The organism is Streptomyces sp., from assembly GCF_019510245.1.
Classification (GTDB): domain Bacteria; phylum Actinomycetota; class Actinomycetes; order Streptomycetales; family Streptomycetaceae; genus Streptomyces.
Window position 1 is genome coordinate 1 of the sequence record NZ_JAEKKT010000222.1, and the last position, 22,647, is coordinate 22,647.

Genomic DNA, 22,647 nt, shown 5'->3' on the forward strand with positions numbered 1-22,647 from the left:
GACCGCGTCCTCACCTGGATCGTCGCCGCCGTCGTCCTCACCGGCGTCACGGTCCTGGCGATCAACACGCCGAAGGCGGTCAGCGCCACCCGCGACCACTTCGCCAAGCGCGCCCCGGTCTCCCCGGACAGCTACCGCGCCTCCCGCGCGTACGCGGGCCACAAGCCGGAACTCCTCTTCGACAAGCTCAACAACACGTGGTGGGGCCCGGGCATCGCCGGCGCCGGCGAGGGCGAGTGGGTCGAGGCGCACTTCGACGAGCCGACCCGTCTCCTGAACGTCGTCATCACCTCCGGCGAGTCGACCCACAACGAGCAGCTGAACAAGTCGGCCCTGCCGCACCGTCTGACGGCGACCATCAAGACCGCCGACGGCAAGACCCTGACCCGCGACATCGTCCTCGACCAGGCGTCCGGCGGCCAGACCCGCAACCTGCGGGCGGCGGACGTCGTCTCCGTCCGGTTCACGATCGACTCGTCGTACCAGGCGTCGGCCCGCACCCAGGTCGCCATCGCCGAGATCGAGTTCTTCGGCCCGTCCAGCGCGAACTCCTAGCGGCGGCGGAGGGGGACCGGCCGGCTCCTCATCAGGGACCGGTACACGGCCGTGGACCTGGGGTTGCCGCCGCACTGCCACACGCCGTGCGGGCAGTAGTCGGTGATGGTCTGGTACAGCGGGCGGCTGCTCGCGAACCAGTCGAGCATGCCGCGCAGGTACGCCGGATCGTCGCCGTTCTCGTACAGCCCCCACTCGGGGTACGAGACCGGTTTGCCGTGGGCCCGGGCGAAGTCGGCCTGGGCCCGCAGCCCGTACGGCTCGGCGACCTGTTCCTGGAAGGACATCCCGCGCGGGGCGTCGTACGCGTCCATCCCCAGCACGTCCACGTACCCGTCCCCCGGATAGCACGCGGTCCAGGGGACGGCGTCCCGCCCCCGGTTGGGCGCGAAGTCGAACCGGAACCGGGCGCCCGGCACCGACCGCATGGCCGTCACGATCCGCCGCCAGTACGCCCGCCAGGCGGCCGGGTCCGGTCCGCAGCGATGGGTGTACGTGTCCCCGTTCATCTCCCAGCCGAGCACGACGACGGTGTCCGGCGCGCCGACCGCGACCAGCCGGCGGCCCAGGGCACGGAAGTGGACGTCGTACAGCCCAACCGCCCCGAGCCGCAGTTGGCGGCGCACCTCGGCGTCCGGGACGTGTGCCTCGGTGTGTTCGAGCATCGGCACGTTGAGGACGAGGAGCCGGTCGGGTTCGGCCTGCCGCCAACGGGCCCACAGCCGCACGAAGTCCGGGGCGCCCTCGATGTTCCGCCACACGTCCCCGGGCAGGTAGGTGTGCCCGACCCGGGGCCGGTCCCGGAGCCAGCTCCCGAGCGCCGCCACCCGCCGTACCCCGTCCGCGCCGTACCCGACGTACGCCCCGAAGGGCCCGGGCGCGGCGGGCCGCGGGACCTCCGGCCGGGACACGGGCAGCAGCAGGAGGGCGACCAGCGCGGCGACCCACAGGAACCTCAGACGTGCCATGGGAGGCAGTCTGGCCGCTCCGCACACGGGGTCCACGCCATGTGGTCATACCGTGACCCTGCGTGCTAGGGCGTGCTACGGCCGGGGCCCGGCCGCAGCACCGGCGTCCGTCGGCGGCAGATCGCCACGGGCCGTCAGGTTCCACAGCGTCGCCGGATCCCACACCGTCGTCGGGATCCACTGTCTCGCCGGGACTCTGTGCGGCCTCGGAGCCCTGTGCGGCCTTGCCGGCCGGCGGTGCCCCGACGCGTCGGTCCCCGTCCGTGCGGGTGGCCTGACGGGTGTCGGTGACGCCGTGGCGGCCGGGGCCGGGTGGGGGTGTGCGGGCGACGGTGTTCCGGGCACGCTCACGCCGTGGCTCCGCAGCCACGGCAGCGGGGCGACCTCGGAGCCCAGGTGCCGGGTGGTGCGGACCTCGAAGTGGAGGTGGGGGCCCTCCGCGTTGCCCGTGGACCCGGCGGAGCCGATCCGCTGGCCCGCCGACACGCGCTGGCCGCGGCGGACGTTGATGACGGACAGGTGGGCGTACTGGGTGTAGTAGCCGTCGGGATGGTGTCTGGTTGCCGAAGGCGTCGCCGCAGGTCGCTGCCACGACGCGGCCGGGGCCGACGGCGTACACGGGCGTCCCGGCGTCGACGGCGAAGTCCTGGCCGGTGTGCCGGTGTCTCCAGAGGCGGCCCCTGGCGGCGTACCGGGCGGAGAGCCGGTAGCGGACGGTGGGCGCGGTCCAGCGGGCGGTGCGATCGGCGTGATCGGTGCGGTGGCTGCCGTCGGCGCGGTCGGTGCCGTCTTTGTGGGTGTTCCGAGGTGAGGTGCTGCGCGTGCCGAAGGCGCAGTGGGCCGGGCGCTGGGCGGCCTTGGCGGGTGTGGTGAGGAACGCGCCGGTCAGGAGGAGCACCAACGCGGCGGTGAGGAGCCGTAGATCATCCGTTCGCATCTTCGGATCCTCTGACGGGCGGCTCGCCGGGAGGCGGCCCCACGCGCCCGACGCCACGACTTTCGCCTGTTCGGATGATCGGCCCGGCCCGGCTGAACGCCCGCCCGCCGTCCGCCCGTACCTCCGGGCACAGCACGCGTCCGCAGAACGGAGCCCCCCCCGTGAACGCATCCGCAGCCATCGGCGTGACCGGCCTGGGCGTGATGGGCCGCAATCTGGCCCGGAACCTCGCCCGGCACGGCTACCCGGTCGCCGTCCACAACCGCACCCCGGCCCGCACCCGCGCGCTGATCGAGGATTACGGGAGCGAGGGCGACTTCGTCGGCGCCGAGACCGCCGCCGAGTTCGTCGCCGCCCTGGAACGCCCCCGCCGTCTCATGATCATGGTGCAGGCGGGCGCCGCCACCGACGCCGTCATCGACGAGTTCGTGCCGCTCCTCGAACCCGGTGACATCGTCATCGACGGCGGCAACGCCCACTTCGCCGACACCCGCCGCCGCGAGGCCGCCCTGCGCGAGAAGGGCCTGCACTTCGTCGGCGTCGGCGTCTCCGGCGGCGAGGAGGGCGCGCTGCACGGGCCTTCGATCATGCCGGGCGGTTCCGCCGAGTCGTACGCCGTGCTCGGGCCGATGTTCGAGGACATCAGCGCGAAGGTGGGCGGCGAGCCGTGCGCCACGCACGTCGGCGCGGACGGCGCCGGGCACTTCGTGAAGATGGTCCACAACGGCATCGAGTACGCCGACATGCAGCTCATCGCGGAGGCCTACGACCTGCTGCGCCAGGTCGGCGGGTACGCGCCGGCCGAGATCGCCGACATCTTCCGGGAGTGGAACGGCGGCCGCCTCGGCTCCTACCTCATCGAGATCACGGCGGAGGTGCTCTCGCACGTCGACGCCGCCACCGGCGCGCCCTTCGTCGACGTCGTCGCCGACGCGGCCGGCCAGAAGGGCACCGGGCGCTGGACCGTGCAGACCGCGCTGGACCTGGCCTCCCCGGTCACCGCGATCGCCCAGGCGACCTTCGCCCGCGCCGCGTCCGGCCGCCGCGAACTGCGCGCCGCCTACGCCGGGCTGCCCGGCGGCACCACCCCACCGCTCAGCGCCACCGAGGCCGACCGCTTCGCCTCCCGCGTCGAACACGCCCTGTACGCCTCGAAGGTCATCGCCTACGACCAGGGCTGGACGATGATCCAGGACGCGGCCGCCGAGTACGGCTGGAAGATCGACCTCGGGGCGGTGGCCCGGATCTGGCGGGGCGGCTGCATCATCCGCGCGTCCTTCCTGGACCGGATCCGCGCGGCCTACCGGGCCGACCCGGACCTCGTCAGCCTGCTGGCCGAGGAGGAGTTCGCGAAGGAGATCGCCGACGCGCAGGTGCCGTGGCGGGAGACGGTCGCGTCCGCGGCCCGCCGGGGCATTGCCGTACCGGCGTTCTCGGCGGCGCTCGCCCACTACGACACCCTCCGCGCCGACCGACTCCCCGCGGCCCTCCTCCAGGGCCAGCGCGACTACTTCGGCGCCCACACCTACGCCCGCACCGACCGCCCCGGCACCTTCCACACCCACTGGGCAACGGAGGGCCGTCCCGAGACAGAGGGCTGAGCAGCGCCCCGTCTGCAGCGCCCCGTAAGGGGCGTTTCAGACGGGGCGTTGGTGAGGAGGTTCCGTCGGCCGGGCCGACCGCAGGTCAGACGCGGACGCCGAACATGAACGGACCGCCGATGGTGGACATCGACTCGTAGCGGACGACCGTGCCGGTGCGCGGGGCGTGCAGGATCTGCCCGTTGCCCGCGTAGAGGCCCACGTGGTGCAGGTCGTTGAAGAAGAAGACCAGGTCGCCGACCTGGAGGCCGGAGGTCGAGTAGATCTTCGTGCCGATCGTCGACTGGGACTCGGAGGTGCGCGGGATGGAGACGCCTGCCTGCGCGTAGGCCCAGGAGGTCAGGCCCGAGCAGTCGAACGAGGACGGGCCGGTGGCGCCGTAGACGTACGGGGTGCCGAGCCGGGTCTTGGCGGCGGCGAACGCGGCGGCGGCCCTGCCGGTGGCGGAGGTGTCGTTGCCGAGGTCGACGCGCTCGCTGGCGGAGCGGCTGGCGCGGTCCTGGTCGGCGGCGAGGGCGGCCTTCTCGGCGGCGGTGAGGCTGTTGAGCAGCTTCTGCGCCTCGGCGAGCTTGGCCTGGACTTCCTTCTTCTTCTTGCCGAGTTCGGTGCGGGTGGCGGCCAGGTCCTTGAGCTTGCCGGTCGCCTCGGCCCGCTCCTGCGCCAGTTCGCGCTGCTTGGCCTGGATCTTCTTCAGCGTCTCGACCTGCTGGCCGCTCAGCTGGTCGAGGGTGGAGGCCTTGTCCAGGTAGCTGTCCGGGTCGGAGGAGAGGAACAGCTGGAGGGACGGGTCGAGGCCGCCGCTGCGGTACTGGGCGGTGGCCATGGAGCCGATGCCGTCCCGGAGTTCGTTCAGCTCGTCCTGCCCACGGGCGACCGAGTCCTGGAGCGCGGATATCTGCTTCTGGAGCTTCTCCTGCTTCTCCTTGGCCCCGTTGAACTTCTCGGTGGCCTGCTCGGCCTCCTCGTAGAGCTTGTCGACCCGGGACTTGACCTCGTCCTTGCTCGGCTTCGCTACGGGCGCGGCGTTGGCCGCCTGTGAACTGAGGGCCACGGCGGCAGCGGCGGCGGAGGTGAGCACGGTGACACGGGCACGGCCCGGCTGCTTGGCACGACGGTGGGACGCCACGGAGGCGAGCTCCTTCCGAGCAGAGGTTCAGGCAACAGACCCTAATGACTGTCTTATGGTCGGTTCAAATCTTCGCATGAAAATTCTTGGCCGGAACTGACCGGAGATGGCCGTCGCCTGACGGTGCATCGAACGAAAGGGTCTGGTGGTTGTAAAGAACCTTGACAGTCAATTGGTCTAGTCCAACCATGGGCGTCCATGAGACCCACTCGTGCCCTGCACGCCCTGCCCGCAACCGCCCTGTCCGCCGCGCTCGTTGCCCTCGGGGCAGGCGCCGCGCACGCCGATCCGCACGCCGCCTCGCACCACGTGAAGCCGATGCCCGCCCACGTCGCGGCCCCCTACTTCGAGGCCTGGACCGGCGAGAGCCCGGCCGCGCTCGCCGTCGAGTCCGGCAACAAGTACCTGACCCTCGCCTTCCTCCAGACGCCGGACGCGGGCTCCTGCACCGCCGACTGGAACGGCGACGCCACCCAGCCCATAGCCCCGGGCACCTTCGGCGCCGACATCGCCGCCCTCCAGGCCCGCGGCGGCAACGCCATCCCCTCCTTCGGCGGCTACGGCGCCGACACCACCGGCACCGAACTCGCCGACAGCTGCACCGACGTGGACGCCGTCGCCGGCGTCTACGAGAAGCTCGTCACGACCTACGGCATCAGCCGCATCGACCTCGACATCGAAGCGGACTCCCTCGCCAACACGGCCGGAATCGACCGCCGCAACAAGGCCGTCGCCAAGGCCGAGCACTGGGCCGAACGCACCGGACACCCGCTCCAGTTCTCCTACACCCTGCCGACGACCACCAAGGGCCTGGAGGACAACGGCCTCGCCGTCCTCCAGAACGCCGTCGCCAACCACGCGCGCGTGGACGTCGTCAACATCATGACCTTCGACTACTACGACGGCGCCGCCCACGACATGGCCGCCGACACGAAGACCGCCGCGGACGGCCTGCACGCCCAGCTCCACGCCCTCTTCCCGCACAAGAGCGCCAAGGACCTGTGGGGCATGGTCGGCGTCACCGAGATGCCCGGCATCGACGACTTCGGGCCCGCGGAGACCTTCACCACCCAGAACGCCGCGACGGTCGAGCGCTGGGCCGCCGCCCAGGGCATCGACACCCTCTCCTTCTGGGCCCTCCAGCGCGACAACGGCGACTGCGTCGGCACCGGCGGCGCCAACGCCTGCTCCGGAATAGCCCAGGACCCCTGGTACTTCAGCCACACCTTCGCCCGCTTCGGCGGCCCGCGCCGGTAGGGCCGGCAGACGGGCGGGGCCCGCGGTCCCCGGCGCACCGACCGCCGGGGAGCGCGAGCCGAGTCTTTGCCGGGACATGGTGAAGATCAGGTTTTCGGACAACAATGCGGCCACCGGGACCGGTTATCGTCCGCACAGCCACCTCACCTTCTGATCATCCTGTTCCCGGAGCTCCATGCGCCTCAAGCAGGTCTCGCTCACGGCGGCGACATCCGTCGTCGCCGGGCTGACCACCGTCACCGTCGGCCTCACCGGCCCCGCCGCTCTGGCCGACAGCACGGCGTCACTGCCGCTGTCGCACTACGCGCACATGGTGGCCGACACCGCCCATCAGCACCTGTTCTTCAGCCAGGGCGCCGGTTCGACCGGCATCCTGGTGACCGACCTGTCCGGCACCCCGGTCAGCACCATCACGGACGAGCAGGGGGCCACGGGTCTCGCGCTCTCCGCCGACGGCTCGACCCTCTACGCGGCCCTCGCCGACGGGGACGCGGTCGCCGCCATCGACACCGCGACGCTCACCGAGTCCGCCCGCTACGCGACCGGCACCGGCAGCGCGCCCGTCTCCGTGGCGGTGGCGGGCGGCCAGGTCTGGTACGGCTACGAGAAGGCCGACGGCACGGGCGCGATCGGCTCCGTCGACGCGTCCGGCACGGTCTCCACGCCCGCGCTGTCCCACTGGTCGGTCCCGCCCCTGCTGGCGGCCGGCGGCGGAGTGCTCGCCGCCGAGGAGCCGCTGCAGAGCCTCAGCCACGTGGCGACCTTCGACGTCTCCTCGGGCACGGCGACCGCCAAGGCCGACACCGACGTCTACGGCGGCACCGCGACCGGGCTCCAGGTCACCGGCGACGGCGCCACCGTGCTGCTCGCCGCCACCCAGCAGCCCGCGCTGGAGACCTACCGGACCTCGGACCTGCTGCGTGCCGACTCCGCCCCGTACTACACCGGTGGCGTGGGCCCGGGCTCGGTCGCGCTCGACACCGACGGCACGATCGCCTCGGCCAGTACCGCGGGCCTCTACGTCTACGTGGACGGCAAACTGGCGGAGAACCACGTCACCTTCCCCTCCGGCACCACCGTCGCCCCGGACGGCCTGACCTGGGGCGGCGACGGCACCACGCTCTACGCCGTCACCCGGGACTCCTCCGGCGCCTACACCCTCGGCGTGCTCGGCTCCGCGAAGCTCACCGACACCACCCTGACCCTGAACCCGCCCCAGTACGCGGCCCCCACCGAGCAGTTCACCTTCACCGGAGCCCTCGCCACCAGGGGCGTCCTCCCGGCCGGCGCCGCCCTCCAGGTCACCCGCGACGGCGACCCGCTGCCCGACGCCACGGTCGGCGCCGACGGCACGTTCGGCATCAGCGACACCCGGCCGGACGCGGGCAGGTACACCTACCAGGTGTCGTACGCCGGAGACACCACCCACCGTGCCGCGACCGCGAGCCTGACGGTGTACGTGGCCCGGCTGTCCACGGGCATCGCTTTCCCGGAGGTCGACTCCGCGACCCCGCACTCGGTCGTGCTCAAGGACACGCTCACCACCGAACTGCGCCTCGGGAGCCTCCGGCCGGGCACCGAGGTCGACGTCTCCCGCACGAACGAGGACACCCAGGAGACCGTCCAGCTCCCGTCGGTGACCGTCGACCCGGACACCACCGAGTTCACGGTGACCGACGACCCGGCGGCCGCCGGACGCTTCACCTACCACCTCTCCTTCGCGGGCGACGCCATCCACGAGCCGACCACCAGCGACGCGACCCTTCAGATCTCCCCGTACGCCCCGGTCCTCACCCTGAAGGCCCCCGCCACCGCCACCCGCGCCGCGGCCCTCTCCCTCACCGGCAGCCTCGGCGACGGGCCCTACCCCACAGGCGAGACGGTCACCGTCACCCGCACCGACGCCGCCCACACCACCACCCCGGCGACCTGGACCGCGCCCGTCGCGGCCGACGGCGCGATCACGGTGGAGGACACCCCGGCCGTCGGCGGCGCGAACACCTACACCGTGAGCTACCCGGGCGACGCGGCCCACCAGGCGGCCACCGCCTCGGCGATCGTCCAGGTGTCCCGCGCCAGGTCGGCGGTCACGGTCACCACGGACAAGTCGACGTACGCCTACGGCGCGACGGCCACCGTCACCGCCCACCTGGGCACCACGTACAACGGCCGTACGGTCTCGGTCTACGCCACGCCCGCGGGTGGCAGGAAGACGCTCCTGAAGACCGGCACGGTCGACGGCAAGGGCAACCTCAAGGCGACGTACAAGCCCACCCGCACCACCGTCTACACGGCGTCCTTCGCGGGCGACTACCGCTACGCCCCCGCCACGGCCACCCACTCCGCGGCCACCCAGGTGAAGATCGCGGAGAAGCTGGGCGGCTACTACACCAGCACCACCTACGGCGGGATCGGCTACCGCGTGTACCACCACACCGTGCAGCCTCAGGTGGTCGGCACGGTGACCCCGGACAAGTCCGGGCAGTGCATGAAGTTCCAGGCCCAGGAGTACTACAGCCGCGCCTGGCACACCATCGCGACGTCCTCGTGCTTCTCCATGGACCCGAACAGCACCGGCGTGACCCACCTGGCCCTCACCCACGCGGTGAACCAGCGGTTCCGGGTGCGGACGGAGTACGTCCACAGCTCCAAGGACACGAGCAACGCGGACACCTGGGGCGGCTGGCTGTACCTGACGGTACGGAACTGAACCCCGAGCGCCGCCGGTCCGGCCCGGGCGTCCACACCCTGTGGACGCCCGGGCCGAGTCGTGTGCGGCCGGCGGCTAGGGGTTGACGACCTTCCCGCCGAAGGTGACGTTCAGCTTGCCGGACGAGGCGAAGGACCAGCCGAGGGCGCCCGCGTAGGAGGTGCAGCGGGAGCCGTTGGTGCCCGTCCAGAACTGGTTGGAGCTGTCCGCGTCGCCGACGGTCTTGTCGTTGGAGCCGCCGTCGGCGAACCGGCACGAGGTGTTGGTACGGAACACCGAAGTGCCCTTGTCGAACGAGAAGTTGCGCTCGGCGTTGTCGATGCCCACGTTGTTCGAGACGGTCATCGTGCCGGGGTTGCTGTTGTAGGTGAACCCGTGGTGCCCGTTCCCGTAGGCGATGTCGTGCTGCACCACGTGGTTGACGGCGATGTCGTCGCCTCCGAGCTTGTAGCCGTTGCGGTCGCCGTCGCCGCTCTGGCTGCCGTCGCTCAGCGTGCCGTTGCCGTAGGAGAGCGAGTACTCGATGGTGACCGGCCCGATGGCTCCCGTGTCGGTCTTCGTGTACAGGTCCCAGCCGTCGTCGATGTTGTTGTGCGAGACGTCGTACCGGAAGACGTTCCCGGTGCCGGTGGTCAGCTTGGACGCGAACCCGTCCGCGTCCTCGCCGTCGCTGTCGGCGTTGTCGTGCGACTCGGAGCTGACGACCAGGTTGTTCGCCGGCCACTGGCTGCTGGGCGTGCTGGAGGAGATCCGGCCGAGCTGCAGTCCCGTGTCCCGGTTGTAGGCGGTCACGGTGCGCTCGACGACGTTGTTGCTGCCGCCGACGTAGATGCCGTTGTCGCCGGCGTGCTCGACCGTGAGGCCGTACAGGTGCCAGTAGTTGGCGAAGAGCTGGATGCCCCGGTTCGAGGAACTCTCGCTCTGCGCGGCGAAGTTCAGCACCGGGGTCTCGCCCGGGTAGGCGGAGAGCGTGGTGCGGGCACTGGCGGTGCCGTTGGAACCGGCCGGGATGGTCACCGTGGCGGAGTAGGTGTACGTCCCGCCGCGCAGGTAGATCGTGCCGCCCGCGGCGATGCGGCTGATCGCCGAGGTGAGCGTGGTCGGCGCCGACTGGGTGCCCGCCGCGCTGTCAGTGCCGCTCGGCGCCACGTACAGCACCGTGGACGCGGCCTGGGCGGGGCCGCCTGACAGTGCGACGAGCGTGCCGGCGAGCAGGCCGACGGCCGCGATGACTGGTCTCACGTGCATCGTTCGTCTCCGTTCGTCTCCGTGCGGGTCCTTGCGGAAAGCGCTTTCTCTGCGAAGCTAGAAGGGTGGCGTGGGCGCGTCAATAGCCATGTATATAAATGCAGTTCATGAGTGTGATCGATGGGGATGTCCTGACGGGGTCGTGAAGGGGATGTCCCGGACGTGTTATTTCGACGGCGATCGGAATATGGGTCCCGGGCCCCCGGTTGTCCGGTCCATGGACGAGATCCCTCGCAAGATCGCCCTCGGTGCCATCGGTGTGTGGCGCCACGACCGGACCGAACCCGAACTGGCCGTCGCGCTCGAAGGCCTGGGCTACGGCACCCTCTGGCTCGGCAACGTGACCGACCCGGACCTGACCGAGGCCGAACGGCTGCTGGACGCCACCGACCGCCTGGTGGTGGCCACCGGCATCGTGAACATCTGGTCCCTCCCGGCCGACCGCGTCGCCCGCGCCTACCGGCGCATCGCCGAACGCCACGCGGACCGGTTCCTGCTGGGCATCGGCGCCGGCCACCCGGAGGCGACGAAGGAGTTCGTACGGCCGTACGAGGCCCTCAACGCCTACCTGGACGTCCTCGACGCGGGCGGTGTCCCGGCCGCCCGGCGGGCGCTGGCGGCCCTCGGCCCCCGCGTCCTGCGGCTGGCCGGCGACCGCACGGCGGCCGCGCACCCCTACCTCGTCACCCCCGAGCACACCCGCCGGGCCCGCGAGCTCCTCGGCGCCGGACCGCTCCTAGCCCCCGAGCAGAAGGTGATCCTGGAGGCGGACCCCGCCAGAGCCCGCGCGATCGGCGACGCCACGCTCGGCTTGTACCTGGGCCTGACCAACTACGTCGGCAACCTGCGCCGCCTCGGCTTCGACGACACCGACTTCGCGGACGGCGGCAGCGACCGCCTCTTCGACGCGCTGATCGTGCACGGCGACACGGGCCGGGTGGCCGAAGGTGTCCGAGCCCATCTGGACGCGGGCGCCGACCATGTGGCGCTGCAGGTGCTGCATGCCGCCGGCACCGACCCGCTGCCGGCGTACCGGGCGCTGGCCGGGGCGTTGCAGCCGGCGGGCGGGCAGCCGGGCCCGGGGGCTCGGCTCAGAGCGCCGTGAGCAGGGCGTCGAGCGGTGCGGGGACGCGGTCGGGGTCCAGGGCCTCGACGAGGACCCGCCCGTAACGGATCTTGCGGCCCGACGTCGTACCCAGGAAGCGGCGGAACTTCTGCTGCGCGGTGCGGCCCTGCTGGGCTGGCTGGTTCAGGAAGGTGCGCAGGGCCCGGTGGTCGCCCTCGGCGTGCACGAGTTCGGCGACCCGGGGCGGGCCGAGGGCACGGACCAGCTCGTCCTCCAGGTCGGCCGCGCAGACGAAGATGCCGTGCTGCGCGGCGCCGGCCCGCTCCAGGCCACGGGCGTAGTAGGGGCGTTCGCGTTCGTCGCAGAGCCCGGTCAGGCGCAGGCCGAGGCCGGTGGGGCCGAGGAGGTGCGCGAACCGGCCGACGTTCATCGCCCCGCCCATCGACAGCACGCAGACCCCTTCGGCCGCCAGGTCCCGGCCGCGCCGGGCGGCCAGCGCCTCGAGGGCCGCGAGGTCGCTGGGCCCTTCGAGCAGTACGGCGACCCGCACGCCGAGCCGGCCAGCGAGCTCCCGTGCGGGGGCCTCCGGACCACCGCCGGCCCAGGCGCGGACGGCTTCCCGGAAGGCGGCCATGCCAGGCACACGCGCCGCGTGCGCCCCGGCCGCTGCTTCGTCTGGCGGCGGGGCAGTCGCCCCCGAGGGGCGCGGGGAACTGCGCGACCAGTCCCCACGGGCCCGCGGGCGATCACCGTCCGGCCCGGCGCCGCCGGATACCGCCGTGGGTGCTGCGTCCGTGCCGGCTGTCGCGTTCGCGCCGTCTGTTGTGTCCGCCGCGTCCGGGGTGTCCGGCGTGTCCGTCATGGGACGAGTCTGCGCCCGGGGCCGGCGGCGGTGCCACGGAATATCGAGGGCGCCGCCGGACCCGGGGGCCGGAGGCTCAGGCGATACGGGTGCCGGTGCCGCCGACGTGCACGCGCGGGTCGCCCGTGCGCAGGGTCACCGTGAGTTCGCCGGGGCGGCCCAGGTCCGCGCCCTGGTGGAGGGTGAGGACGGCGTCCTCGGAGACCAGGCCGAGCTCACGGGCGTAGGCGCCGAACGCGGCGGCCGCGGCGCCGGTCGCCGGGTCCTCGACGACCCCGCCGACGGGGAACGGGTCCCGGACGTGGAAGACGGTGGCCGATTCGCGCCACACCAACTGCACGGTGGTCAGGTCCAGGCGGTGCATCAGCGCTTCGAGGCGGGCGAAGTCGTAGGCGAGGTCCGCGAGGCGGGCGCGGGTCGCCGCCGCGAGCACGAGATGGCGGGCGCCGGCGAACGCGACGCGGGGCGGGAAGGCCGGGTCGAGATCGGCGGCCGGCCAGTCGAGCGCCGCCAGCGCCTCCGCGAGGTCGGCGTCGGCGATCTCCTCGGTGTGCGGTGCGACGCTGGTGAGCGTGGCCCGGACCGCCCCGCCCTCCTCGGTCACCGCCACCGGCACGGTGCCGGCGCGGGTGGCGAACACCAGCTCCCCGGGGCCGATCCGCTCGGCGAGCGCCACGGCGGTCGCGATGGTGGCGTGCCCGCAGAACGGCACCTCGGCCTTGGGGCTGAAGTAACGGACGGTGTACGCGCGTCCGTCCTGACCGCCGAGCCCCTCCGGGGGAGCCGTCAGGAACGCGGTCTCGGAGTAACCGAGTTCGGCGGCGACGGCGAGCATGCCGGCGTCGTCCAGACCGGTGGCGTCCAGCACGACACCGGCAGGGTTGCCCCCCTCGGGCGAACTGGAGAAGGCGGTGTAGCGCAGGATCTCGGGCCGGGCCGCGTTGGTCGTCATGGTCGCGGCAACGTGGGGCGGACCGACGGCTATTCCTGGACGTCTTCCTGGGCGTCTTCCTGGACGTCTTCCTGGGCGCCGACGTCGTCCGGCCGGCGGTGGTGGGTGGCGGTGATGCCGGCGAGGACGAGATCGATGCCGTCGAGGAACTGCCGGCGGTCGTCGTGCCCGCGCATCTGGTCCGCGACGGCCCGGGTGAACGGGTAGTCGTCGGGGTCGAGTTCCCGCCACGCCGTGGACACGGTGTCGAGGAACCCGGCGCGGTCCACGCCGGGTGGGAGCGCACGGGCGCTCGAGCTGTTCACGGCGTTCTGGCCGGCGGCGCCGAGGACGTAGTGGACCAGCGCCGAGGTCACCGTGAACCAGCTGCTCTCGGGCACGTCGAGGGCGCGGACCTGCTGACCGATGCTCTCGAAGATCCGCGGCGTCACCGTCCCCCAGGGGTTGCGGGAGAGCTGCGCGGCGAGCTGCGTCGCGAGCCAGGGATGCCGCACGATCGCGTCGAACAGTCCGAGCGCGACGGCGCGGACCCCGTCCTGCGGCGAGGCCGGAGTCCCCGCCCCCGCCCCCGCCCCCGCCCCCGCCGACTCCGACCGCGGGGCCCCGGCGGCGGATCCGACGGCCACGGCGGCGGTGACGACCGCGTCCGTGGCGGCGGCGAGCAGCTCGTCCTTGTTCGCCACGTGCCAGTAGATCGCGCCGGGCCCGGTGGCGAGGCGTTCGGTCAGCGCCCGAAACGTCAGCCCGCTCTCGCCGGCCGTGTCGAGCAGCTCGACGGCGGCCTCGACGATGCGCTCGCGGGAGAGCGCGTCCGTGCGCCGCTGTGAGCGGTGTGTCCGCGTTGCCATGGCGCCATCTTGACATGCCTGGAGCGTCGTTCCAACATGGAACGACGTTCCAGACTGGAATGCCGTTCCACTCTCTTCGGGTGGCGGCCGGCCACAAGAGCCCGGCCCTGCTCTGCCCTTCCTCGGAGGAGTCACCATGCGCACGCCCGTCACGATCATCGGAGCCGGACTCGGCGGCCTCACGCTCGCCCGTGTCCTGCACGTCCACGGCATCCCGGCCGCCGTCTACGAGGCGGAGGCCTCCCCGGCGGCACGCACCCAGGGCGGGATGCTCGACATCCACGAGCACAACGGCCAGCCGGCGCTCCGGGAGGCAGGCCTGTACGAGGAGTTCCGCGCCCTCGTCCTGGAGGGCCGCGAGGCGACCCGGGCCCTCGCCGCCGACGGCACCGTGCTCTTCGAGGAGGCCGACGACGGCACGGGGGGCCGCCCCGAGGTGCTGCGCGGCGAGCTGCGCCGGCTCCTGCTCGAATCGCTTCCGGCCGGCACCGTCCGCTGGGGCCGCAAGGCCAACGCCGTCCGCGCCCTCGGCGAGGGCCGCCACGAGGTGACGTTCGCCGACGGCACCGCCGTCGCCACGGGCCTGCTGGTCGGCGCGGACGGCGCGTGGTCACGAGTGCGGCCGGTGCTGTCCGCGGCCGTACCCGCGTACACCGGCACCTCGTTCGTCGAGACCTACCTGTACGACGCCGACACCCGGCACCCGGCCGCCGCGAAGGCGGTCGGCGGTGGGGCGATGTTCGCGCTCGCGCCGGGCAAGGGCATCCAGGCCCACCGGGAGACCGGCGGGACCCTCCACACCTACGTGGCGCTGCGCAGGCCGCGGGAGTGGTTCGCCGACGCGGGCTTCACCGGGGCGGCCGGTTCCGTCGGTCCTGCCGGTCCTGCCGGTCCTGCCGGTCCCGCCGGTCCTGCCGGTCCTGCCGGTCCTGCCGCGGTCGCCGCGCGGATCGCGGCGGAGTTCGACGGCTGGGCCCCCGAGCTCACCGCGCTGATCACCGACGGGGAGAGTGCGCCGGTCCTGCGCCCCCTGTACGCCCTGCCCGCCGACCACCGGTGGGACCGGGTGCCGGGGGTGACCCTGCTCGGTGACGCCGCCCACCTCATGATCCCGAACGGCGAAGGCGCCAACCTGGCGATGTACGACGGTGCCGAACTCGGCAAGGCCCTCGCGGCCCACCCGGGCGACACCGAGGCCGCGCTGACCGCGTACGAGCAGGCCATGTTCCTCCGCAGCGCCGCGGAGGCCGCCGAGGCGGCCGATCTCCACGAGCGCATGTTCGGCGACGACTCCCCGCACGGCCTCATCGCCATGTTCACCGGAGCGGGAGCAGGAGCGTGAGCAGGCGCAGGATCGGGAGCAGAGGCGGAGGCGGAGGCAGGGGCAGGAGCCGGGCGGCCCGCGTGAGCGTCACGCCACGGCGCGGCGGTCCCGTACGAAGACCGGCTTGAGGTGCTTCTCCGGGAGGGCCTCGGGCAGTTGTTCCCAGTCGAGGACGTGGGAGGCGACGCGGGCCGGGTCGACCTTGCCGGAGCCGGCCAGGGCGAGGGCGTCGGGGATGTGGGCGCGGACGTTGTCGCGGGCGACGCGGAGGGCGACGCCGGTGAGGTACATGTCGAGGAGGGGGAGTTCGCCGGGGCGGAAGTGGTTGCCCGCGGATTCGCAGATGCCCTCCGGTGCCAGGGACCGCAGCGCCAGGGCCAGTTGGTCGACGCGGCCGGTCGCCTCGACCGCGATGTCGAAGCCGTGGTGGACCGGCGGGTCGAGGGTCTCGGCCGTGGTGGCGCCGAAGCCCCGGGCGATCTCCCGGTGTCCCGGGTCCGGGTCGACGTGGTGGACGGTGGACGCGCCCAGCGCGCGGGCGATGCCGGCGCCCGCCCGGAGGTCGCCTGGACGCGGTCGCGCCCGGCCGGAGGTCGCGTGGTCCGGGACCCTCGGCCGATCAGGTGCGCAGGCCGTACCGATCCCCGGCGTGTCATGCCGCGTGGCGGAGCCCCGTCACGAGAAGGCCGACCAGGCGGCGGGCGTCGTAGCCGGGGTCGTTCTCCGCACCGATGCAGAGGTTGCCGACACCGCGCATCAGTTCGATGGCGGCCAGGTCGGTGTGGATCTCGCCGGACTCGGCCGCCGCCTCGAGGAGCCGGGTGCAGACGGGGACCAGGCTGTCCAGGAAGTAGGCGTGGAGGGCGTCGAAGCCCGCCTGGTCGGAGCGCAGGGCCGCGGCGAGCCCGTGCTTGGTGACGAGGAAGTCCACGAAGAGGTCGATCCAGCGGCGCAGTGCGTCGTACGGGCTCGGGGCGTCGGCCAGCAGGGCCGGGCCGGCCTCGGCGCAGGCCTCCACCTGGTGCCGGTAGACGGCGATGATCAGGTCGGCGCGGGTCGGGAAGTGCCGGTAGATCGTCGCCGTGCCGACGCCCGCCCGGGCCGCGATGTCGCGCACCGGCGCCTCGACGCCGGACGCGACGAACGCCGCCGCGGCTGCCTCCAGCAGGGTCGTCTCGTTGCGCCGGGCGTCCGCCCGCCGGGGCCGGACCGCCTGCTCCTCGTCCTTCATCGTGCGTCCTTCATCGGGTGCTCCGTCCGCCGTCACTCTATCGGGGCGTTGCGAAACGGGACAGCGTTCCGTATCGTCGAAGACGTGAAACGGGACGTCGTACCGTTTATGTCTGTGGGGAGAAACAGCCATGCAGTACCGCACCTTGGGCCGTACCGGTGTACAGGTCAGCGCGCTCGGGCTCGGCGCGATGAACTTCGGAGCGATCGGGCGGACCACCCAGGAGGAGGCGACCGCGATCGTCGACGCCGCCCTGGACGCCGGGATCAATCTGATCGACACCGCCGACATGTACGGGCAGGGCGAGTCGGAGGAGATGGTCGGCAAGGCCATCGCCGGCCGCCGTGACGACATCGTGCTGGCCACGAAGGCCGGCATGCCGATGGGGGACGAGCACAATCACCGGGGCGGGTCACGGCGGTGGCTGGTCACCGAGCTGGAGAACAGCCTGCGGCGACTCGGCGTCGACCACGTCGACCTCTACCAGATACACCGCTGGGACCCGGCCACCAGCGACGAGGAGACCCTCTCGGCGCTGACCGATCTGCAGCGCGCCGGGAAGATCCGCCACTTCGCTCCTCGACCTACCCGGCGTACCGGATCGTGCAGGGCCAGTGGGCCGCCCGCGAGCACCACCTGAGCCGGTACGTCACCGAACAGCCCAGCTACTCCATCCTCCAGCGGGGAGTCGAGTCCCATGTCCTGCCCGTGACCGAGGAGTACGGGATGGGCGTGCTGGTGTGGAGCCCGCTGGCCTCCGGCTGGCTGTCCGGCGCCGTGCGCAGGGGCCGGTCCATCACCACCAGTCGCTCGCAGTCCCTGCCCGACCGCTTCGACCTCGGCCTTCCGGTCAACCAGGCACGGCTCGACGCGGTGGAGCGGTTGGCCGCCGTCGCCGACGGGGCCGGGCTGACCCTGATCCAGCTCGCTCTCGGCTTCGTGACCGCACACCCCGCCGTCACCAGCGCCCTCATAGGCCCCCGCACCCAGGACCACCTGCGCTCCCAGCTCGCCGCCGCCGACACCGTGCTCTCCGCGGACGTCCTGGACGCCGTCGACGCGATCGTCGCCCCCGGCACCGACCTGGCCGCACACGAGAAGTTCGACACCCCGCCCGCGCTGCTCGACCCGGCCCTGCGCCGCCGCTGACCAACTCCTGGGCTGTTCGCTGCCCCTGCTGGGCTACCTGGTGGGCTGCGACGCGAGGCTCGGCGAGGTCACGGGCTGAGTGGCCGCGACCGGCCGCTGCCCTGCCGGGCTTACGGATCAGGTGGGGAGGGGCTGTTCCGCCCAGATCGTCTTGCCGGTGGGTGTCTGGCGGCTGCCCCAGCGTTCCGAGACCTGCGCGACCAGGAGCAGGCCCCGGCCGCCCTCGTCGTAGACGCGGGCCCGGCGCAGGTGCGGGGCGGTGCTGCTGCCGTCGGAGACCTCGCAGATGAGGGAGGCGTCGCGGATCAGGCGCAGGGCGATCGGGCCGTCGCCGTAGCGGACCGCGTTCGTGACCAGTTCGCTGACGATCAGTTCGGTGGCGAAGGCCGCGTCCGTCAGGCCCCAGGCCTCCAGCTGCTCGCAGGCCATCTTGCGGGCCCCGGCGACGGCGGCCGGGTGCTGGGGGAGCTGCCAGGTGCGGACCTTCGCGGTGTCCAGGGCGGAGGTCCGGGCCAGCAGCAGGACGATGTCGTCGGCCGGACGGTCGGTCAGGACCGTGCGCAGGACGTGGTCGCAGGTCTCCTCCAGGGGGGCGGCCGGGTCGGCGAGGGCGCTGCGGAGCAGGCCGAGGCCCACCTCGATGTCGTGGCCGGCGGTCTCCACCAGGCCATCGGTGTAGAGGGCGAGCAGGCTGCCCTCCGCGAGCTCCACCTCGACGGACTCGAAGGGCAGGCCGCCCAGGCCGAGCGGCGGCCCGGCCGGGAGGTCGAGGAAGCGGACGTCGCCGCCGGGGGTGACCAGGGCCGGCGGCGGATGACCGGCGCGGGCCATCGTGCAGCGGCGGGTCACCGGGTCGTACACGGCGTACAGGCAGGTCGCGCCGACCTCGCCGGACGACGCCGCCTCCGCCCGGCCGGGCACCTCCGGGCCCTCCTCGCGGTCGAGCCGGATGACAAGGTCGTCCAGCTGGGTGAGGAGTTCGTCGGGGGCGAGGTCGACGTCCGCCAGCGTCCGTACCGCCGTACGCAGGCGGCCCATCGTCGCTGAGGCGCGGATGCCGTGGCCGACGACGTCGCCGACGACCAGGGCGACCCGGGCGCCGGAGAGCGGGATCACGTCGAACCAGTCGCCGCCGACGTCCGCACCGGAGCCGGTGGGCAGGTAGCGGTAGGCCACCTCCGTCGCCGCCAGGCCGGGCGGCCGGCCGGGCAGCAGGCTGCGCTGCAGGGCGAGGGCGGTGCGGCGCTCGCGGGTGTAGCGGCGGGCGTTGTCCACGCTCACCGCGGCCCTGGCGACGATCTCCTCCGCGAGCCGCTGGTCGTCCTCGGTGAACGACTCGGGGGTGCGGTGCCGCAGGAAGTGGACGAGGCCGAGGGTGACGCCGCGGGCCCGCAGCGGGACCATCAGCACCGAGTGGATCCGGTGCCGGGCGACGGTGTCGGCGCGGGCCTGGGAGCTTTTGATCCACTCCTGCATGCCGGGGTCGCCGGGCCGGTGGCGGGTGCCGTGGCCGGCGAGCAGCGTCCACATCGGGGGTGTGTCCACCGGGTAGCGGAACGCCTCGCCGGGGTCGGCCACCGACTCCGGGCAGCCCGCCAGCACCGACCGCTGTGCCGTCCGGCGCACGGAGACCGGCTCACCCGGTCTCAGCGGCTCCGGCTCGTCGCCGAGGGCGACCGACTCCAGCAGGTCGACGGTGACGAAGTCGGCGAACCCGGCCACGGCCACCTCGGTCAGTTCCTCGGCGGTGCGGGTCACGTCCAGGGTGGTGCCGATGCGTATGCCGGCCTCGTTGAGGACGGCCAGGTGGCGGCGGGCCCAGTACTGCTCCGTGGTGTCGAAGACGACCGCGGAGAGGCCCTGCACGGCGCCGGTCTCGTCCGTCAGCGCGGAGAAGTACATCGACCAGGAGTGCTCCCGTATCTCGCCGGGCGCCTGGCTCTGCTCCTCCAGGAACATCCGCTTCCCGGTGCGCAGGACCTGGCGCTGGAGACGGTCGTACTCCAGCCACGGCTGCCTGGGCTCGATCTCCGAGAGGGCCTTGCCCCGCATCTCCTCCACGGGCATGCCCATGATCCGGGTCATGGCCTTGTTGGCGGCGACGAGCCGGGCCTCCCGGTCGTAGATCGCCACCGGCATCGGCAGCTGGGAGAGCGTGAGGTCCCACAGGGCGCCCGCCCCGGGCTGGTCCCGGCCGGACAGGGGCGCCCGCACGGCACCGGTCACCAGCCACAGCGGGCGGCCGGTGCCGGCGTCGAGCGGAAGGCCCTGGAGGCGGTCGCCGTTGCGGTGCAGCAGCGCCGCCTCGGTGGACCAGCGCTGCCCGGCGGCGAGGTGGCGCCACGCGGACACCGGCAGGTCGGCGGCGAGCAGCGTCAGCACGGAACGGCCGACGACCTCCGCGGACTCGTACCCGAGGAGCCGCCGGGCGCCCGCACTCCACACCAGGACCGCCCCGCCGGCGTCGACGACGACCGCCAGGTCCTCCGGTACGAGGGGTACGTGTCCCTCCATGGTGCCTCCGGATGTCCGGGTACCCCTCCCAGGATCCCGCCGTGCCGAACCCCCTTCAAGCGGCGGCACTCGCGCTCGGGCCGCGGCCGGGGGCGCCGCCGTATCGGGTGAGGTCCTTGAGCCGGTGCCCTGGCGCAGGCTTCAGCCCGTGCCCTCGCGCAGGGCCCGGTCGATCGCGGCCAGTGCGCCGGTCAGCCGCGTGTAGTCGTCGGCCGTCAGCGGCCCGACGAAGAACTCCTCCACGACCCGGGCGTGCACGTCGGCCGCGCCGAGGAACGTCCTGTGCCCCTCGGCGGTCGGCTCCACCAGGGCCACCCGCCGGTCGCCGGGGGACGGCACCCGCCGCACCAGTCCGGCCTCCTCCATCCGGTCGATCAGGCGGGTGGTGCCGCTGCTGGTGAGCGTGAGGCCGTCGGCGAGCTGCCGCTGGGAGACCTCCTCGCCGGACCGCCGGCAGAGCAGTATCAGCACTTCCAGCATGGTGTGGCTGATCCCGCACTCGCTCCGCAGCGCGCTGTCGATGCGCTGCTCGAGGCGGGTGGCGGACGTGATCAGCAGCCCGAAGTCCCGGACGAGCGGGCTGTTGGCGGCGCGGGCGGCGGCTTCGGCGTCGTGCCGGGACGTGGAGTTCATCGCGACCGACCTTACTGCGACCGCACTCACCGATGATTACTGACTAGTCGATTACTGCGCAGTTGATTGCTGACTAGTCAATTAAATGGTACGGTGGGGGCATCGCGAGCGAGAGCGAGAGGACGATCCGTGGATCTGCAGCACTGGCTCGGCCGGGCCACCGAGGCGGTACAGGAGTGGGCCGACACCTTCGGCCCGTACCGGCCCCACCCGTCCCTCGACGTCGCCGACGACCGCTTCGCGCCGGTCTTCGCGGAGTTCACGGACCGGCTGAAGGACAACTACCCCTTCTTCCACCCGCACTACGCGGGCCAGATGCTCAAGCCCCCGCACCCCGCCTCGGTGGTCGGCCACCTCACCGCGATGCTGATCAACCCCAACAACCACGCCCTGGACGGCGGCCCCGCCACGGCGGCCATGGAACGCGAGGCGGTCGCACAGCTCGCGGCGATGTTCGGGTACGACACGCTCCCCGACAGGCCTTCGGGCGTGGGCGGTGCCCCCATGCGCTCCGACTACGCTCCGCTCGGCCACCTCACCACGAGCGGCACCGTCGCCAACCTCGAAGCGCTCTTCGTCGCCCGCGAACTCCACCCGGGCCGGGGCGTCGCGCACAGTGCCGACGCCCACTACACCCACGGCCGCATGTGCCACGTCCTGGACATGACGAGCCATCCCGTCCGCACCGACGACCGCGGCCGGATGGACCTCGACGCGCTGGCGGACGTCCTGGAGACCGGTGACGTCGGCACCGTCGTCGTCACCGCGGGCACCACCGGGCTCGGTGCCGTCGATCCCGTCCACGAGATCCTGCCGCTCGCCGAGCGGCACGGCGTCCGCGTCCACGTCGACGCGGCCTACGGCGGCTTCTTCACGCTCCTCGCCGGCGCCGACGGCCCCGAGGGACTGCCGCCCGAACCCTGGCGGGCCCTCGCCCGGACCGACTCGATTGTCGTCGACCCGCACAAGCACGGACTCCAGCCGTACGGCTGCGGGGCCGTCCTCTTCCGCGACCCCGAGGTCGGCCGCTTCTACCTGCACGACTCGCCGTACACCTACTTCACCTCCGGCGAGCTCCACCTGGGCGAGATCAGCCTGGAGTGCTCCCGCGCCGGCGCCGCGGCGGCGGCCCTGTGGCTCACCTTCCGGCTCCTGCCGCCCACGCCCGACGGCCTCGGCAAGGTACTGGCGGCCGGGCGCCGGGCCGCCCTGCGCTGGGCGGACCTGATCGAGGCCTCCGACGTCCTGGAGCTCTACCAGCGCCCCCAACTGGACATCGTCACCTGCTTCCCGGCCACCGAACCGGCCGCCCTCACCGCGGTCGACGCCGCCTCCGCCCGCGTCCTGGCCGACGGCATGGCCGCCCCCGACCCGGTCTTCCTCAGCACCCTCAAGGCCGACCGCGCCGCCTTCGCCGCCCGCCACCCCAAGATCACGGCGGACGCGGACGGCGCCCGGATCCTGCGCAGCGTCCTCATGAAGCCGGAGTCGGAGGACCACGTCGAGGCCCTGCACGAGAGGGTGGAGCGGGTGGTCGCACACCCGAGCGCACCGAAGGAGTCCGCCCGCTAGTCCGGGGCGGCTCCTCATCCGCCGGGCATGCCGCGCGCACCGTCCTGGTCGGGCTCGACGAGGGCGGCGACCGGCGGGCGCACGACGTCTTCGC

At 72.9% G+C, this 22,647-nt stretch carries 16 protein-coding genes and 3 pseudogenes; 8 read left to right on the forward strand and 11 right to left on the reverse strand.

The genetic code is table 11. From position 1 onward, the window contains the following. A pseudogene (locus JF597_RS44100) lies at positions 1-555 on the forward strand (zinc ribbon domain-containing protein); the annotation flags it as partial. Here JF597_RS44100 and JF597_RS44105 read toward each other — a convergent pair. Together JF597_RS44105 and JF597_RS55810 are read right to left on the reverse strand one after the other, a co-directional pair. Then, complete coding sequence (locus tag JF597_RS44105) at positions 552-1,523, reverse strand: glycosyl hydrolase (RefSeq protein ID WP_294010121.1); 972 nt, start codon at positions 1,521-1,523, stop codon at positions 552-554. The pseudogene JF597_RS44100 and the gene JF597_RS44105 sit on opposite strands and share 4 nt — an antisense overlap. A gap of 75 nt (positions 1,524-1,598) precedes the next feature. Then, positions 1,599-2,276 (reverse strand): peptidoglycan DD-metalloendopeptidase family protein, encoded by a 678-nt coding sequence (locus JF597_RS55810; protein ID WP_366916531.1) that lies wholly within the window; start codon positions 2,274-2,276, stop codon positions 1,599-1,601. A 345-nt stretch (positions 2,277-2,621) separates the two neighbouring features. Between JF597_RS55810 and gndA the strand changes: the two genes are divergently transcribed. Further along, the gene (gene gndA, locus JF597_RS44115; protein WP_294010124.1) at positions 2,622-4,061 is read left to right on the forward strand and encodes an NADP-dependent phosphogluconate dehydrogenase; all 1,440 of its coding nucleotides are present in this window, start codon (positions 2,622-2,624) and stop codon (positions 4,059-4,061) included. A gap of 85 nt (positions 4,062-4,146) precedes the next feature. Here the strand turns inward: gndA and JF597_RS44120 are convergent, their stop codons facing one another. After that, positions 4,147-5,187, reverse strand: coding sequence for a C40 family peptidase (locus JF597_RS44120; RefSeq protein WP_294010127.1), 1,041 nt, complete (start codon positions 5,185-5,187; stop codon positions 4,147-4,149). A gap of 198 nt (positions 5,188-5,385) precedes the next feature. Here JF597_RS44120 and JF597_RS44125 point away from each other — a divergent pair, with 198 nt between their 5' ends. Together JF597_RS44125 and JF597_RS44130 are read left to right on the forward strand one after the other, a co-directional pair. Beyond that, positions 5,386-6,444: a chitinase gene (locus JF597_RS44125; RefSeq protein WP_366916530.1), complete on the forward strand. Its 1,059-nt coding sequence runs from the start codon at positions 5,386-5,388 to the stop codon at positions 6,442-6,444. Between the two features lie 175 nt (positions 6,445-6,619). After that, positions 6,620-9,154, forward strand: a complete 2,535-nt coding sequence (locus JF597_RS44130; RefSeq protein WP_294010130.1) for a hypothetical protein — start codon at positions 6,620-6,622, stop codon at positions 9,152-9,154. A 75-nt stretch (positions 9,155-9,229) separates the two neighbouring features. On the opposite strand, the gene JF597_RS44135 is transcribed toward JF597_RS44130, so the two are convergent. Continuing rightward, positions 9,230-10,402, reverse strand: a complete 1,173-nt coding sequence (locus JF597_RS44135; RefSeq protein ID WP_294010133.1) for a right-handed parallel beta-helix repeat-containing protein — start codon at positions 10,400-10,402, stop codon at positions 9,230-9,232. Between the two features lie 217 nt (positions 10,403-10,619). On the opposite strand from JF597_RS44135, the gene JF597_RS44140 reads away from it, so the two are divergent. Further along, the gene (locus JF597_RS44140; protein ID WP_294010136.1) at positions 10,620-11,507 is read left to right on the forward strand and encodes an LLM class F420-dependent oxidoreductase; all 888 of its coding nucleotides are present in this window, start codon (positions 10,620-10,622) and stop codon (positions 11,505-11,507) included. Here JF597_RS44140 and JF597_RS44145 read toward each other — a convergent pair. The 3 genes from JF597_RS44145 to JF597_RS44155 form a co-directional block, all read right to left on the reverse strand. Next, the gene (locus JF597_RS44145; protein ID WP_294010138.1) at positions 11,494-12,111 is read right to left on the reverse strand and encodes a TOPRIM nucleotidyl transferase/hydrolase domain-containing protein; all 618 of its coding nucleotides are present in this window, start codon (positions 12,109-12,111) and stop codon (positions 11,494-11,496) included. The two genes, JF597_RS44140 and JF597_RS44145, sit on opposite strands and share 14 nt — an antisense overlap. A gap of 295 nt (positions 12,112-12,406) precedes the next feature. After that, positions 12,407-13,282, reverse strand: a complete 876-nt coding sequence (locus JF597_RS44150) for a PhzF family phenazine biosynthesis isomerase (RefSeq protein WP_294010141.1) — start codon at positions 13,280-13,282, stop codon at positions 12,407-12,409. 29 nt (positions 13,283-13,311) lie between these two features. After that, on the reverse strand, positions 13,312-14,130 hold the full coding sequence (locus JF597_RS44155; RefSeq protein ID WP_294010143.1) for a TetR/AcrR family transcriptional regulator: 819 nt from the start codon (positions 14,128-14,130) through the stop codon (positions 13,312-13,314). A 136-nt stretch (positions 14,131-14,266) separates the two neighbouring features. On the opposite strand from JF597_RS44155, the gene JF597_RS44160 reads away from it, so the two are divergent. Beyond that, a complete protein-coding gene (locus tag JF597_RS44160) occupies positions 14,267-15,472 on the forward strand; it encodes an FAD-dependent monooxygenase (protein WP_294010145.1) in 1,206 nt (401 codons plus the stop codon). A gap of 69 nt (positions 15,473-15,541) precedes the next feature. Here JF597_RS44160 and JF597_RS44165 read toward each other — a convergent pair. Then, positions 15,542-15,997: pseudogene (locus tag JF597_RS44165) on the reverse strand (dehydrogenase); the annotation flags it as partial. Between the two features lie 109 nt (positions 15,998-16,106). Beyond that, positions 16,107-16,685 (reverse strand): TetR/AcrR family transcriptional regulator, encoded by a 579-nt coding sequence (locus JF597_RS44170; RefSeq protein ID WP_294010148.1) that lies wholly within the window; start codon positions 16,683-16,685, stop codon positions 16,107-16,109. A 130-nt stretch (positions 16,686-16,815) separates the two neighbouring features. On the opposite strand from JF597_RS44170, the pseudogene JF597_RS44175 reads away from it, so the two are divergent. Then, a pseudogene (locus tag JF597_RS44175) lies at positions 16,816-17,834 on the forward strand (aldo/keto reductase). 117 nt (positions 17,835-17,951) lie between these two features. Here JF597_RS44175 and JF597_RS44180 read toward each other — a convergent pair. Together JF597_RS44180 and JF597_RS44185 are read right to left on the reverse strand one after the other, a co-directional pair. Next, complete coding sequence (locus JF597_RS44180) at positions 17,952-20,348, reverse strand: SpoIIE family protein phosphatase (protein ID WP_294010151.1); 2,397 nt, start codon at positions 20,346-20,348, stop codon at positions 17,952-17,954. 141 nt (positions 20,349-20,489) lie between these two features. Then, the gene (locus JF597_RS44185; RefSeq protein WP_294010153.1) at positions 20,490-20,981 is read right to left on the reverse strand and encodes a MarR family transcriptional regulator; all 492 of its coding nucleotides are present in this window, start codon (positions 20,979-20,981) and stop codon (positions 20,490-20,492) included. 129 nt (positions 20,982-21,110) lie between these two features. On the opposite strand from JF597_RS44185, the gene JF597_RS44190 reads away from it, so the two are divergent. Then, positions 21,111-22,553, forward strand: coding sequence for an aminotransferase class I/II-fold pyridoxal phosphate-dependent enzyme (locus tag JF597_RS44190; RefSeq protein ID WP_294010156.1), 1,443 nt, complete (start codon positions 21,111-21,113; stop codon positions 22,551-22,553). Positions 22,554-22,647 lie beyond the last annotated feature (94 nt).